Below are 13,600 nucleotides of genomic sequence, written 5' to 3'. Positions count from 1 at the left end.
CAGGGTGCCGGCGACATGGACAGGGACGGCGACGCGGGGGTGCCGTCGCGGGCTCCCCACCGATGTCCGTATGACGGCGGGCGGCAGCCCGACTGTTCGCCGAGCAGGGTCGTCGCTGCCTGACCGCCGCTGCCCCGACCGTCGTTCGGACGTGCGCTGACGGCCGGCCCTCGCGCGAGGCGGGTGGTCAGCTCTCCGGGTCGGCGGTCGTGACCGGAAGGCCCGCGCTCTTCCACGCCTGGAAGCCGCCGATCAGATCGGTGGCCCTGTGCAGTCCCAGCCGGCGCAGGGACTCGGCGGCGAGGCTGGAGGCGTAGCCCTCGTTGCAGAACAGCACGATCCGCAGGTCGTGGCTCGTGGCCTCCGGGACGCGATGACTGCCCGAGGGGTCGAGCCGCCACTCCAGTTCGTTGCGCTCGATGACGAGAGCGCCGGGGATCAGGCCGTCCCGTTCCCGCAGGGCGGCGTAACGGGTGTCGACGAGAAGCGCTTCGCCACGCTCCACGGCCTCGAAGGCGGTCTCCGCCTCCAAGCGGTCCAAACCCGCGCGGACCTCTTCCAGCAGGCTGTCGATGTTGATGGGCTGCCGGGGATCGCTCACTGCCAGTCCTCCGGACGCTCGACGTGCTCCAGGCGCAGGATCTGGCCCGTGCGGCTGTAGCGGCGGATCTGCGGGAGCGGCGGGTAGTAGGCGTGGACCGAGATCGCGTGCTCCTCGGTGGACTCGTTGAGTACCTCGTGCACGTGATGGCGGCCGAAGCCGCGGCCGGTGCCCGCGGACAGCGTCCGCTGCCGGTCGATCTCCTCGGTGAGTTCCAGGGTCTTCCAGCCGTCGGCGGGCAGCCGGGCGGCGAGGGAGTTCTCCTTGAGCTCGCCCGACGCGGTCAGGAAGGCGCCCACCGATTCGGCATGGTCGTGCCAGCCGGTTCCGGTGCCGGGCGGCCAGCCGATCAGCCAGGCCTCGCTGCCGCCGGGACCTTCGAGCCGCACCCAGGTGCGGCCTTCGGGGTCGAGGGGAAGCGAGGCGATCAGCTCGGCGTCGGCTGCGGTGCGGCGGACGAAGGCCAGCAGATCGGCCTGGGTGGGGGTGCGGGGTGCGCCGGTGATCGCCGAAGGCAGCGGGGCGGCGGCGGGGGCATGCGTGGAGACAGAGGGTGGCACAGACACTCGGACCGTCCTGGGAGTTCGCGGGGGTGCGCGCACAGGCACGGGGCGGCGCGCGAGAGGGAAGGATGCGAAATCAGAAGGACGGGCGACACACGCAGCCCGCATAGCGGACGAGGTCCATATGGACCCTCCGCCACAGGCGCACACAGGTGTCGGTCACGATCCGGAGTAGACCATGGTGGCGCAGACCGGTCAACTCACCGTCACTATGTGGACCATGAAGGCCCAAGGGGACGGGAAACCCCGGGCCGGACGGTCACCGAGCGTTCAGCTCCTGCCTGCGGCCGCCTCCGCGGCGCTCTCCGAGGCCGCCCTCGCCGGTCCGCCGAGGGCGGCCTCGGCGGCCTCGTACAGATCGGCCGGCCGGACTCCGCCGAGCGCGGTGACCAGGTGCCCGTCGGGGCGGATCAGCAGCACGGTGTGCGCCGCCGCGCCCGGGTAGCTCTCCGCGACGAGGAGTTCGGCGGGATGCGGCAGGGCGGTCACGGCGGCGGCGAGCCGGGGCATGATGCCGGCCGTCACCCAGTGCTTGCGCGCCCACACCCCCGTCCCCGGGGCGATCAGCACGACGAGGAGGACCCCGCGGCCGAGGCGTTCCCGCAGGGGTACGAACGAGCCGTCCTCCGCGGTCACGCGGACATCGGCGACCGGCGCGCCGGGCTCGGTGTCGACGGGGGCGTGCGACTCGGCGGGCGGGGGCATGAGCGGAGAGCCGGTGTACGCCCCCGGCGCGCCCAGCGGGCCGCGGCCCAGGTGACCGTCCGTGAGCAGCGCGTCGTGGCCGCGCGCGGACCCGGGGACGTAGGCGCGCAGACCGCCGCCGCTCCGCAGCAGGGGCAGCGCCTGGTCGGCGGCGCGCAGCCGGGCGGCGACCACCGCGCGCCGCTCCGTCTGGTAGCTGTCGAGGAGTGCGGTGTGCGGGCCGTGGTGCCAGCCGAGTGCCAGCTTCCAGGCGAGGTTGTCCGCGTCCCGCAGGCCCTCGTCCAGGCCCTGGGTGCCGAGGGCGCCGAGCAGATGGGCCGCGTCCCCGGCGAGGAAGACCCGGCCGACGCGCCAGCGGCGGGCCAGCCGGTGGTGGACGGTGTGAACTCCGGTGTCGAGCAGTTCGTACGCGGGTGTGGCGCCTCCGCTCCAGCCCCCGAGGGTCTCCCGGACACGCGCCACCAGCAGATCGGGCGTGACGAGGTCCTTGCCCGGGGGCAGCAGCCAGTCCAGCCGCCAGACGTCCTCGGCGAGAGGGCGGGCGCTCACCTCGCCCGCGGAGGGGCCGGAGGCGCGCCAGGGCGTCATCCGGTGCAGCAACGCTTCTCCGGGCCAGGGGAGTTCCGTGCGCAGGGCCGCCACGGCGTGGCGTTCGACGGCGGTGCGTCCGGGGAAGCGGATGTCCTGGAGCTTGCGCACCGTCGAGCGGGGCCCGTCGCAGCCGACCAGGTAACTGCCGCGCCACCAGGTGCCGTCGGGGCCACGGGTGTGTGCCGTGACGCCGGAGCCGTCCTGTTCGACGGAGTCGAGACGGCTGAGCGCGGCGACCTTGATCAGCCGCTCGTGGATCACGGCCTCGCGCAGGGCGCCGGTCAGGGCGTGCTGCGCGATGTGCAGCGGGGCGTTGAACGCCTCTCCGTCCGCCGGGCGTTCCGTGTCGCGGGAGGAGCCGGCGCCGCGTGGGGCGACGACCCCCCGAGGGCCGTCGCCCCGTCCGCTCTCGGCGCCCGCGGGATCGAAGGCGCCCTTCGGGTCCCCTGGGACCTCCTCGCCGAACGTGATCGCGCGCATCACCTGCTTGCGCCGTATCGACCGCCATCCGGCCCAACGGAATCCCGCGTCGTCGAGCGGCAGACCCGTCAGCCGCTCGATCAGCGCGGCCGTGTCCTCGCGCAGCACCACGGTCCGCGCCAGCCGCACCTCGTCCTTGCCCGGTCCCTCGTCGAGAACCACGGAAGGGACGTCCTGGCGTGCCAGCGCAAGGGCCAGCGTGAGCCCCACGGGCCCCGCACCGACGATGATCACCGGGTCCACGGCGCGGTGCCCCCTGCACGGAGCTGTGTCCTGAGGGACGTACGGGAACAGGCAGGTGGAGCAGGGTGCACGATCACAGAACGTATGCAACCCATTGCCGCTGCTTGCGTCAAGTGACGGGGTCAGTGGCGGTCATGTCACCGACCCCTTCGGTCACACTGATCGACCGATGTTCGGACGATTCGTCAGAAGGCGGCGCCTCCACCCGCGCCTGTTCCCGCGGTGCCGGCGATGGTCGCGTCGTTCGGCGAGAGGATCTTGCCGGTCGTCTTCTTGCCGCGGCGCAGCCGGCCCTCCAGCCAGGAGGCGAAGCTGGTGATCGTGAAGTTCACGACGATGAAGATGGCGGCGACCACGATGAAGCTCGGGATGACGTTGGCGTAGTTGGCCGCGAGGGTGCTGCGCGCGGTGAGGAGTTCCCCGTAGGTGATCATCGCACCGCCGAGCGCGGTGTCCTTCACGATGACGACGAGTTGGCTGACGATCGCCGGGAGCATCACGGTGACCGACTGCGGCAGCAGGATGCTGGTCATCGTCTGGCCCTTGCGCAGCCCGATCGCGTACGCGGCCTCCGTCTGTCCCCTGGGCAGCGCGAGGATGCCCGCCCGGACGACCTCGGCGAGGACCGAGGAGTTGTAGAGCACCAGACCGGTGACGACCGCGTAGAATGGACGGTCCTCGCTGGCGATGTTCGCGGACTGGGCGTACAGCTCGTTCGCGAACAGCATGAGCAGCAGGACCGGGATGGACCGGAAGAACTCGACCACGGCGCCCGTCGGGACGCTCAGCCAGCGGTGGTCGGACAGGCGCGCTATCCCGAGGGCGGCGCCCAGGGGGAGGGCGATCACCATGCTGAGGGCGGCGGCCTTCAGGGTGCCCCACAGGCCCGGCAGCAGATAGGTGTTCCAGGCGTCGGCCGTGGTGAAGGGCTCCCAGAGGTCCCATTTCAACTGGCCCTTGTCGTCCATGACCTGCCATGCCCACCACAGCAGCAGAGCGAGCAGGGCGACGAAGAGCACCGAGAGCACCACGTTGCGGCGCCTGGCCCGGGGGCCCGGAGCGTCGTAGAGGACGGAGGTCACCGCTTCACCGCCAGTCGCTTGCCCAGCCAGCCGAGGATGAGGCCGGTGGGGAGGGTCAGGACCACGAACCCGAAGGCGAAGACGGCGGCGATGAGGACCGTCTGGGCCTCGTTCTCGATCATCGTCTTCATCAGGCTGGCGGCCTCGGCCACGCCGATGGCGGCGGCCACGGTCGTGTTCTTGGTCAGCGCGATCAGCACGTTCGCCAGGGGGACGACGACGGCCCGGAACGCCTGCGGCAGCACGATCAGCCGCAGGGTCTGGCCGAAGCCGAGCCCGATCGCGCGGGCCGCCTCGGCCTGCCCGACCGGCACGGTGTTGATGCCGGAGCGCAGCGCCTCACAGACGAAGGCCGCGTGATAGCCGACGAGACTGAGCACCGCGAGCCGGAAGCCCTGCACCTTGAAGTCGTCGGTGCCCATCGTGACGCCGAAGATGTCCGCGAGGCCGAGCGAACTGAACAGGATGATGACCGTCAGGGGGATGTTCCGGACGATGTTCACGTAGGCGGTGCCGAATCCGCGCATGAGCGGAACCGGACTGACCCGCATCGCGGCCAGCAGGGTGCCCAGGACCAGGGAGCCGAGGGCGGAGATGACGGTGAGTTTCACCGTCATCCAGAACGCCCCTAGGACGTCGTAACCATGAAGAAAGTCGAACACGATCTCCCGCGCTTCCGGGTGGTGGCGTACGTGGCGGAGGGGGTGGGCGCGGCATGCCGCCGCCGTGATCCCGGCAGGCGGCGGCAGGCGCGCGCGACCCCGCGTGAACCCCGGATTCCCGCGTTGCCCTAGGGTCCCTGCATTACCTGGTGATCCGCGGTTACTTGACGATCACGCCGATCTTCGGGGCCTGCTCGTACTTGTAGTTCGCGGGGCCGAAGTTCTTCGTGACCGCCTTCTGCCAGGAGCCGTCGCTGACCATCTTCTTCAGCGCGGTGTTGATCTGCTTCTCCAGCGCGGCGTCGCCCTTCTTGACGCCGATGCCGTAGTTCTCGTTGCTCAGCTTGAGGCCGGCGAGCTTGAACTGGCCCTTGTACTTGTCCTGCGAGGCGAAGCCCGCGAGGATCGAGTCGTCGGTGGTCACCGCGTCGACGGCGCCGCTCTGAAGGGCGGCGATGCACTCCGAATAGCCGCTGTACTCCTTCAGGTTGGCCTTCGGGGCGATGGTGTCGTGGACGTTCTGCGCCGAGGTCGAGCCGGTCACGGAGCACAGCTTCTTGCCGTTGAGGTCCGTGCCCTTGGCGATCTTCGAGTCGCTCTTCACCAGCAGGTCCTGGTGGGCCAGCAGGTACGGGCCGGCGAAGTCGACCTTCTGCTTGCGCTCGTCGGTGATCGAGTAGGTGGCCGCGATGAACTTCACGTCACCACGGGCGAGCGCGTTCTCGCGGTCCGCGCTCTTGGTCTGGATGAACTGGATCTGGCTGGGCTTGTATCCGAGCTGTCCCGCCACATAGGTCGCGACGTCGACGTCGAAACCGGCGAAGGAACCGTCCGGCTGCTGGAGGCCGAGACCGGGCTGGTCGTACTTGATGCCGATCTTGATCTTGCCGCCGCCCGAGGACCCGCTGTCGTTCTTGTCGCTCGAACCACACGCGGTGGCGGTCGCGGCGAGCGCGAGTACGGCGGCCGAGGCCGCGGCTGCCTTGCGGAACTTCATGGTGAACATCCTTTGAGTCAGAGCGAAGTGCGGTCCGTCGACGCGCGGTTCACGAGAGCGGCTCCGCGTGTGGGGACGTCAGTGATCCCCGCGCGCGGAGTCATCAGTGGTGCAGGATCTTCGAGAGGAAGTCCTTGGCACGGTCGCTGCGCGGATTGCTGAAGAACTGGTCCGGGGAAGCCTCTTCGACGATGCGGCCGTCGGCCATGAAGACGACCCGGTTGGCGGCCGAACGGGCGAAGCCCATCTCATGGGTGACGACGATCATGGTCATGCCGTCCCGGGCGAGCTGCTGCATGACCTCGAGGACCTCGTTGATCATCTCGGGGTCCAGCGCCGAGGTCGGCTCGTCGAAGAGCATGACCTTGGGGTCCATCGCCAACGCTCGTGCGATGGCGACGCGTTGCTGCTGGCCGCCCGACAACTGCGCCGGGTACTTGTCGGCCTGGCTGCCCACGCCGACGCGGTCGAGCAGGGCGCGGGCCTTCTCCTCCGCCGCCTGCTTGCCGGTCCTGCGGACCTTGATCTGCCCGAGCATCACGTTCTCGAGCACGGTCTTGTGCGCGAAGAGGTTGAAGGACTGGAAGACCATGCCCACATCGGCCCGGAGCCGGGCGAGTGCCTTGCCCTCCTGGGGCAGCGGCTTGCCGTCGATCGAGATGTCACCCGAATCGATCGTTTCCAGGCGGTTGATGGTGCGGCACAGGGTGGACTTCCCGGACCCGGAGGGCCCGATGACCACGACGACCTCGCCACGGGTGATCGTCAGGTCGATGTCCTGGAGCACGTGCAGGGCTCCGAAGTGTTTGTCGACGCTCTTCAGGACGACCAGTTCGTCGGTCCCGGCCATGGCGTCCTTGGCCACCGATGCTGCGGTCATCGCGTGGGGGCTCCGTCCTCCTCGGTTTCGGTGGACAGTAGTGACCCCTTACGACCAGCGTCATTACATCTGAGGGGAATCTGAGCATCACGATCCGATAGCAATCGGACACGTGTCGTAGTGACCGCACGGAAGCGCGTACCGGCTGGGTAACGGAAGCCCCGGGCAACCCGAAGCCCCTTGACGTCGTCCCGTCCATCGGCGTGACTTCCCTTGGTGCACGCGCGCGTGCACCACTTTGTTGAAACGGGGACCGTTCGACCGATGAGACCCGAGACCGTACGACCCAAGAATCGGCGCGCCCGATGAACCGGAGGGGGCCGGAATGAGACTGCTCCTCGTCGAGGACGACAACCATGTCGCCGCCGCCCTGTCCGCGGTGCTGGCGCGGCACGGCTTCGAGGTCACCCACGCCCGCAGCGGAGAGGAGGCCCTTCAGGCCCTGGTCCCGGAGAGTGACGGCTTCGGCGTCGTCCTGCTCGACCTCGGGCTGCCCGACCAGGACGGCTACGAGGTCTGCGGCAAGATCCGCAAGCGCACCGCCACGCCGGTGATCATGGTCACCGCGCGCGCGGACGTCCGCTCCCGCATCCACGGCCTCAACCTCGGCGCCGACGACTACGTGGTGAAGCCGTACGACACCGGGGAACTGCTCGCCCGGATCCACGCCGTCAGCAGGCGCAGCGCCCACGACGACGCCTCGGCGCCCGGTGAGGACCTGGTGCTCCTGGGGTCCGTCCGCATCGAACTCCCCAACCGCCAGGTCACCGTGGACGGTTCGGCGGTCCAGCTGACCCGCAAGGAGTTCGACCTGCTCGCGCTGCTGGCCCAGCGCCCCGGGGTGGTCTTCCGTCGCGAGCAGATCATCAGCGAGGTGTGGCGCACCAGCTGGGAGGGAACCGGCCGGACGCTGGAGGTGCACGTGGCGTCGCTGCGCTCCAAACTGCGCATGCCGGCGCTGATCGAGACCATCCGCGGCGTCGGGTACCGGCTCGTCGCCCCGGCTTCGTAGCGGGCCCGGGTGCGTACCCGCCTTCTCCCGCTGCTCATCGTCCTGATGGCGGCCGTGCTGCTCGCGCTCGGCATCCCGCTCGCGGTGAGCTTCGCGGCGGCGGAACAGCAGCGCGTGGTCGTCGACCGCATCGACGACACCGCGCGCTTCGCGGCCCTCGCCCAGTACGTCACCGACTCCCCGAGCCGCTCCCGGGCGGGCTTCCCGGACGAGCGCGGCGAGACCCTGCGCACCGAACTCGGCCGCTACTACGAGGTGTACGGCATCCGGGCCGGCGTCTTCTACCGCGACGACGAGCCGATGGCCAACGCCCCGGAGAGCTGGTTCCTGCCCAAGGCCGGCGCGGCCCGCGACGCCTTCAACGAGGCCCTCGTCAGCCGCCGCAGCCACGACCCCGAACAGGTCTGGCCCTGGCAGAAGCGCCGGCTCGTCGTCGCCTCCCCGGTCATCAGGGACGGTGACGTCATCGGCGTCATCGTCACCGACTCGCCCACCGGGCAGATGCGTTCCAAGATCCTGCACGGCTGGCTGGTCATCGGCGCGGGCGAGATCGCCGCGATGCTGCTCGCGCTCGGCGCCGCGCTGCGCCTCACCGGCTGGGTGCTCAGGCCCGTACGCGTGCTCGACGCCACCACCCACGACATCGCGACGGGCCGCCTCAAGTCCCGGGTCGCGCCGGCCGGCGGACCGCCCGAACTCCAGCGTCTGGCGCGGTCGTTCAACGAGATGGCGGACAACGTCGAGAGCGTGCTGGAACAGCAGCGGGCCTTCGTCGCCGACGCCTCGCACCAACTGCGCAACCCGCTCTCGGCGTTGCTGCTGCGCATCGAGCTGCTCGCCCTGGAACTCCCGGAGGGCAACGAGGAGATCGCCTCGGTCCGCACCGAGGGGAAGCGCCTCACCCAGGTGCTCGACGACCTGCTCGACCTGGCTCTCGCCGAGCACGCCGAGGCCGATGTACGGCTGACCGACATCGGCGCGCTGACCGCCGAACGCGTGGCGTCCTGGCAGCCGGTCGCCGACAGCAGGGGCGTACGCCTGACGGGCGACTGCCCTCCCACGACCGCGTGGGCCGACCCCATCACTCTGTCCAGCGCCCTGGACGCGGTGATCGACAACGCGGTCAAGTTCACACCCGAGGGGGAGAGCGTCGAGGTGACGGTCGCCGCGAACGGCGCGTCCTCGACCGTCGTGGTCACCGACGGAGGCCCCGGTCTGGGCGACGAGGACCTGGCCCGCATCGGCGACCGCTTCTGGCGCAGCACCGCGCACCAGAACGTCAAGGGCTCGGGCCTCGGCCTCTCCATCTCCCGGGCCCTGCTCGCCGCGGGCGGCGGCTCGATCGCGTACGACCACCACGAACCGCACGGGCTGCGGGTGACGGTGACAGTGCCCAGGTCGGAACAGGCGACCTGAGCGAACCCGGGGGTTCCGGCACCTCCGCGACCTGCACAAGGGCAGCCGCTACGACTCGACCGACCGTTGACGGGGCGGCGGCCACGGCTCGAACGACCGGTACCGGGTCGGTGCTACGGCTTGATCGACCGGTAGTAGCGGCGCGCGCCCTCGTGCAGCGGCAGCGGGTCCGTGTAGATCGCCGTGCGCAGGTCCACCAGCTGGGCCGCGTGCACCACGGCGCCGATGCGGTCGCGGCTCGCGATCACCGTGCGGGTGAGCTCCTCGGTGAGGTTCGCGTCGGCGTCCTCCCGGGTGATCAGGAAGTTGGCCACGGCCAGCGTCGGTACGGCGGAGCCGCGCTGCGCCTCGGGATAGGCGTCGGCCGGCATCACGGCGGACCGGTAGTACCGGGAGGCGCCGCCCTGCTCGTGCAGCTTCTCGACGAGGTCGCTGCCGATGGGCACCAGCCGGATGTCGTAGGCCTTGGAGAGCTTCTGGACGGCGTTCGTCGGCAGACCGCCCGACCAGAAGAACGCGTCGATCTTGTGCTGTTCGAGCAGGCGGGGCATGGTCGCGATGCCGTCGTCGGAGGACTTGATGTCCTTGTCGGGATTCAGCCCGGCCGCTTGCAGCACATGGTTGGCGATCAGCCGCACCCCGGAACCGCTCGGCCCGACGGCGACCTTCCTGCCCTTCAGGTCCTCCACGGACTGGATGGGCGAGGAGCGCGCGACCACCAGGTGCACATAGTCGTCGTAGAGCCGTGAGCAGCCGCGCAGCCGCTTCGCCCCCGGCTTGCCCTGGAGGACGTACGTCTCCACGGCGTCGGCCGCGGCGATGGTGAAGTCGGCCTTGCCGGTGGCCACCCGGCTGACGTTCTCCTGCGATCCGTCGCTGTTCAGCAGCTGCACGTTCAGATGGGGCATGTCCTTGGCGATGGCGCCCTGAAGGAGCTTGCCGTACATCTGGTAGACCCCGGTCGGGGTGCCCGTGCTGAAGGTGATCGTCCCGCTGGGGGACTCCTCGCCCAGGGGCAGCAGCCACCACAGCAGCAGCCCGACGACCGCGAGGACGGCCGCGGAGCCGAACAGCGCGGGTCGCCGGCCGATGCGGGGGAGTGCCTGGAACATGCGCGCGATCCTGCCAGCCCGGGCCCGGTCCTGGCCAGGGCGGCGCCGGACCGGGGCTGCGGTTCCGGTGGATGGGTAGGCTCGCCGAATGCAGTCGTCCCCGCCGTCCCCGGTCCCGCCGTCCCCCTCCCCGGCGCCCGCTCCGGTGTCCTCTCCGGCCTCCCTGGTCCGGCAGTTCCATCTCTCCTTCGGCCTCGACGTGCGCGGCACCCCGACCGAGGTCGGCGTGCGGCTCGCCGCACATCGCGGCGAGCTGCTGGCGGAGGAGGCGGCCGAGGTCGCCGAGGTCGCGGTCGACGGCCCGCTCGACCGGCTCGCGCACGAACTCGCCGACGTCGTGTACGTGGCGTACGGCACGGCCCTCGTCCACGGGATCGACCTCGACGCGGTGATCGCGGAGATCCACCGGGCCAACATGACGAAGCTCGGCCCCGACGGGCACGTCGCCCGCAGGGCCGACGGCAAGGTCCTCAAGGGAGAGCACTACCGGGCACCGGACGTGTCCGAGGTGCTGCGACGGCAGGGGTGGAACGTGCCGGACGCGTAGCACCCGGGCTTGCCCGCGCGGCGGAGGCCGCACCCGCCGCTCCGTGCCCCCGTGGGGAGGCCGAACGCCCGCCGCCGTCCCAGGGGCACCGACGACGACCAGGAGAGCGCATGAACGAGCCGGCCGAACTCGATCTCCCCGTCGAGGGCGGAGTCCTGCGTGTCCTGAGGTTCGGCCGCGGACCGCGCATCGCTCTCGCGGCCCACGGCATCACCGGATCCGGGATGTCCTTCCGCGCCGTGGCCCGCCGGCTCCCCGACGAGTGGACCCTGTTCGCGCCCGACCTGCGCGGCCGCGGCGGAAGCGCGGCCACCCCGGGACCGTACGGCCTGAACCGGCACGCCCTGGACCTGTGCCGCCTGGCCCGGGACCTGGGCGGCGGCCTGCCGGTCGCCCTGACCGGCCACTCCCTGGGCGCCTACGTCGCGCTGCTCGCGGCCGTGCGCCGGCCCGCGCTGTTCGACCGGCTGCTGCTCGTCGACGGCGGACTGCCGCTGCCCCTCGCGCCCGGCGCGGACCCCGACGCCGTCCTGGACGCCACGCTCGGACCGGCGCTGGCCCGCCTCGGCAGGACGTACGCGACCGACGCGGCCTACGTCGACTTCTTCCGCGCGCATCCGGCACTCGGACGGCACTGGAACGCCGACATCGAGGCCTACGTGCGCTACGACGTCACGGGGCCCCGGGGCGCCAGACGTTCGAAGGTGCGCGAGGAGGCCGTGCGCCACGACGGACGTGATCTGCTGACGTCCGACGGCCTGTTCGCCGCCCGCCTCACGGAACTGCGCGTTCCGGCCCTGCTGCTGCGCGCGCCGCTCGGACTGCTCGGCCAGGAGCCGCCGATGCTGCCCGAGCCCGCCGTCGAACGCTGGACCGGCGGCCCCGGGGGCCTTCCCGCCGAGCTGGTCGAGGGCTCCAACCACTACACGATCCTGCTCGGGAGCCCCGCTGGGACCGTCGCGGAGCGGTTCGTCACGCTGGGCGGATGACCCCGCGCCGACCGCACGCCGGGTGCCGGGATCCGCACGTCCTGTGACGGGCGGCCCGGTGCACGGACTCCGGCGTCCGGACGTACTCCCGGCACCGCCTACCCTTGTCACATGAGCAGCGGCGACCGGAGTCAGGCAGTGGACGTTCAGGAATCCAAGACGTACGAAGTGCGCACCTACGGGTGCCAGATGAACGTCCACGACTCCGAACGGCTCTCCGGGCTCCTGGAGGACGCCGGTTACGTGCGGGCGCCCGAGGGCGCGGACGGGGACGCGGACGTCGTCGTCTTCAACACCTGCGCCGTGCGCGAGAACGCCGACAACAAGCTCTACGGCAACCTCGGCCGCCTCGCCCCGATGAAGACGAAGCGCCCCGGCATGCAGATCGCCGTCGGCGGCTGCCTCGCCCAGAAGGACCGCGACACCATCGTGAAGCGGGCCCCCTGGGTGGACGTCGTCTTCGGCACGCACAACATCGGCAAGCTGCCGGTCCTCCTGGAGCGCGCCCGCGTCCAGGAAGAGGCGCAGATCGAGATCGCCGAGTCCCTGGAGGCCTTCCCCTCCACGCTGCCGACCCGCCGCGAGAGCGCGTACGCGGCCTGGGTGTCGATCTCCGTCGGCTGCAACAACACCTGCACCTTCTGCATCGTCCCCGCGCTGCGCGGCAAGGAGAAGGACCGCAGGACCGGCGACATCCTGGCCGAGATCGAGGCCCTGGTCGGCGAGGGCGTCTCCGAGATCACCCTCCTCGGCCAGAACGTCAACGCGTACGGCAGCGACATCGGCGACCGCGAGGCCTTCAGCAAGCTCCTGCGCGCCTGCGGGAAGATCGAGGGCCTGGAGCGCGTGCGCTTCACCTCGCCGCACCCGCGCGACTTCACCGACGACGTGATCGCCGCCATGGCCGAGACGCCGAACGTCATGCCGCAGCTGCACATGCCGATGCAGTCCGGCTCGGACACCGTCCTGAAGGCCATGCGCCGCTCGTACCGCCAGGAGCGCTTCCTCGGGATCATCGAGAAGGTCCGGGAGGACATCCCGCACGCGGCGATCACCACGGACATCATCGTGGGCTTCCCCGGCGAGACCGAGGAGGACTTCGAGCAGACCCTCCACGCGGTCCGCGAGGCGCGCTTCTCGGCCGCCTTCACCTTCCAGTACTCCAAGCGCCCCGGCACCCCGGCGGCCACCATGGAGGGGCAGATCCCCAAGGAGGTCGTCCAGGCGCGGTACGAGCGTCTCGTCGCCCTCCAGGAGGAGATCTCCTGGGACGAGAACAAGAAGCAGGTCGGCCGCGTCCTGGAGCTGATGGTCGCCGAGGGCGAGGGCCGCAAGGACGGCGCCACCCACCGTCTGTCGGGCCGCGCCCCCGACAACCGGCTGGTCCACTTCACCAAGCCCGACGAAGCGGTCCGCCCCGGTGACGTGGTCACCGTCGAGATCACCTACGCCGCCCCGCACCACCTGCTCGCCGAGGGCGCCGTCCTGGACGTGCGCCGCACGCGCGCCGGGGACGCCTGGGAGAAGCGCAACGCCGCCGAGGCCGCCAAGCCCGCCGGCGTCATGCTGGGCCTGCCGAGGATCGGCGCCCCGGAGCCCCTTCCGGTCGCCGCGGGCAGCGGCTGCGGCTGCGACTGACGACAACCCCGGTCGCCCGCGGGTTGCGACCGTCGACAACGGCGGCCGATCCTGGCTGGGGCTGGGGCTGGGGCTGGGGCTG

At 70.9% G+C, this 13,600-nt stretch carries 14 protein-coding genes; 5 read left to right on the top strand and 9 right to left on the bottom strand.

Annotated features, from left to right (window positions below; genetic code table 11):
• Nucleotides 1–187: 187 nt before the first annotated feature.
• The 8 genes from ACZ4AA_RS15490 to ACZ4AA_RS15455 all read right to left on the bottom strand — a co-directional run bounded on the left by ACZ4AA_RS15490 (nt 188) and on the right by ACZ4AA_RS15455 (nt 6,804).
• The gene (locus tag ACZ4AA_RS15490; protein ID WP_467601308.1) at nt 188–601 is read right to left on the bottom strand and encodes a rhodanese-like domain-containing protein; all 414 of its coding nucleotides are present in this window, start codon (nt 599–601) and stop codon (nt 188–190) included.
• Nucleotides 598–1,167 carry a cupin domain-containing protein gene (locus ACZ4AA_RS15485; protein ID WP_467601306.1) on the bottom strand — a complete coding sequence of 190 codons (570 nt, stop codon included), beginning with the start codon at nt 1,165–1,167 and terminating at the stop codon, nt 598–600. Before ACZ4AA_RS15485 ends, ACZ4AA_RS15490 begins: the two co-directional genes overlap by 4 nt.
• Nucleotides 1,168–1,240: 73 nt before the next feature.
• Entirely contained in the window at nt 1,241–1,312 is a 72-nt protein-coding gene (locus tag ACZ4AA_RS15480; RefSeq protein ID WP_318658241.1) for a putative leader peptide, read from the bottom strand.
• A 122-nt stretch (nt 1,313–1,434) separates the two neighbouring features.
• Complete coding sequence (locus ACZ4AA_RS15475; protein ID WP_467601304.1) at nt 1,435–3,183, bottom strand: FAD-dependent monooxygenase; 1,749 nt, start codon at nt 3,181–3,183, stop codon at nt 1,435–1,437.
• A 185-nt stretch (nt 3,184–3,368) separates the two neighbouring features.
• On the bottom strand, nt 3,369–4,265 hold the full coding sequence (locus tag ACZ4AA_RS15470) for an amino acid ABC transporter permease (protein ID WP_467601302.1): 897 nt from the start codon (nt 4,263–4,265) through the stop codon (nt 3,369–3,371).
• The gene (locus tag ACZ4AA_RS15465) at nt 4,262–4,927 is read right to left on the bottom strand and encodes an amino acid ABC transporter permease (protein ID WP_467601300.1); all 666 of its coding nucleotides are present in this window, start codon (nt 4,925–4,927) and stop codon (nt 4,262–4,264) included. The genes ACZ4AA_RS15470 and ACZ4AA_RS15465 overlap by 4 nt, the downstream gene beginning before the upstream one ends.
• Before the next feature lie 160 nt (nt 4,928–5,087).
• Entirely contained in the window at nt 5,088–5,924 is an 837-nt protein-coding gene (locus ACZ4AA_RS15460) for a glutamate ABC transporter substrate-binding protein (protein ID WP_467601298.1), read from the bottom strand.
• Between the two features lie 103 nt (nt 5,925–6,027).
• Nucleotides 6,028–6,804, bottom strand: a complete 777-nt coding sequence (locus ACZ4AA_RS15455) for an amino acid ABC transporter ATP-binding protein (protein WP_467601296.1) — start codon at nt 6,802–6,804, stop codon at nt 6,028–6,030.
• A 325-nt stretch (nt 6,805–7,129) separates the two neighbouring features.
• On the opposite strand from ACZ4AA_RS15455, the gene ACZ4AA_RS15450 reads away from it, so the two are divergent.
• Both ACZ4AA_RS15450 and ACZ4AA_RS15445 read left to right on the top strand, forming a co-directional pair.
• Nucleotides 7,130–7,816, top strand: coding sequence for a response regulator transcription factor (locus ACZ4AA_RS15450; protein ID WP_467601294.1), 687 nt, complete (start codon nt 7,130–7,132; stop codon nt 7,814–7,816).
• A 9-nt stretch (nt 7,817–7,825) separates the two neighbouring features.
• Nucleotides 7,826–9,232: a HAMP domain-containing sensor histidine kinase gene (locus tag ACZ4AA_RS15445; protein WP_467601292.1), complete on the top strand. Its 1,407-nt coding sequence runs from the start codon at nt 7,826–7,828 to the stop codon at nt 9,230–9,232.
• A gap of 113 nt (nt 9,233–9,345) precedes the next feature.
• Here ACZ4AA_RS15445 and ACZ4AA_RS15440 read toward each other — a convergent pair whose 3' ends face one another.
• Nucleotides 9,346–10,344 (bottom strand): TAXI family TRAP transporter solute-binding subunit, encoded by a 999-nt coding sequence (locus tag ACZ4AA_RS15440; RefSeq protein WP_467601290.1) that lies wholly within the window; start codon nt 10,342–10,344, stop codon nt 9,346–9,348.
• An 88-nt stretch (nt 10,345–10,432) separates the two neighbouring features.
• On the opposite strand from ACZ4AA_RS15440, the gene ACZ4AA_RS15435 reads away from it, so the two are divergent.
• The 3 genes from ACZ4AA_RS15435 to miaB all read left to right on the top strand — a co-directional run bounded on the left by ACZ4AA_RS15435 (nt 10,433) and on the right by miaB (nt 13,518).
• Complete coding sequence (locus ACZ4AA_RS15435; RefSeq protein ID WP_467601288.1) at nt 10,433–10,891, top strand: pyrophosphohydrolase domain-containing protein; 459 nt, start codon at nt 10,433–10,435, stop codon at nt 10,889–10,891.
• 110 nt (nt 10,892–11,001) lie between these two features.
• On the top strand, nt 11,002–11,880 hold the full coding sequence (locus tag ACZ4AA_RS15430) for an alpha/beta fold hydrolase (protein WP_467601286.1): 879 nt from the start codon (nt 11,002–11,004) through the stop codon (nt 11,878–11,880).
• Nucleotides 11,881–11,991: 111 nt separating this feature from the next.
• Entirely contained in the window at nt 11,992–13,518 is a 1,527-nt protein-coding gene (gene miaB / locus ACZ4AA_RS15425; RefSeq protein ID WP_467601284.1) for a tRNA (N6-isopentenyl adenosine(37)-C2)-methylthiotransferase MiaB, read from the top strand.
• Nucleotides 13,519–13,600: the final 82 nt, after the last annotated feature.

This window comes from Streptomyces sp. NPDC024698 (genome assembly GCF_055559015.1).
This window is presented reverse-complemented; position numbering and strand designations above follow the sequence as displayed.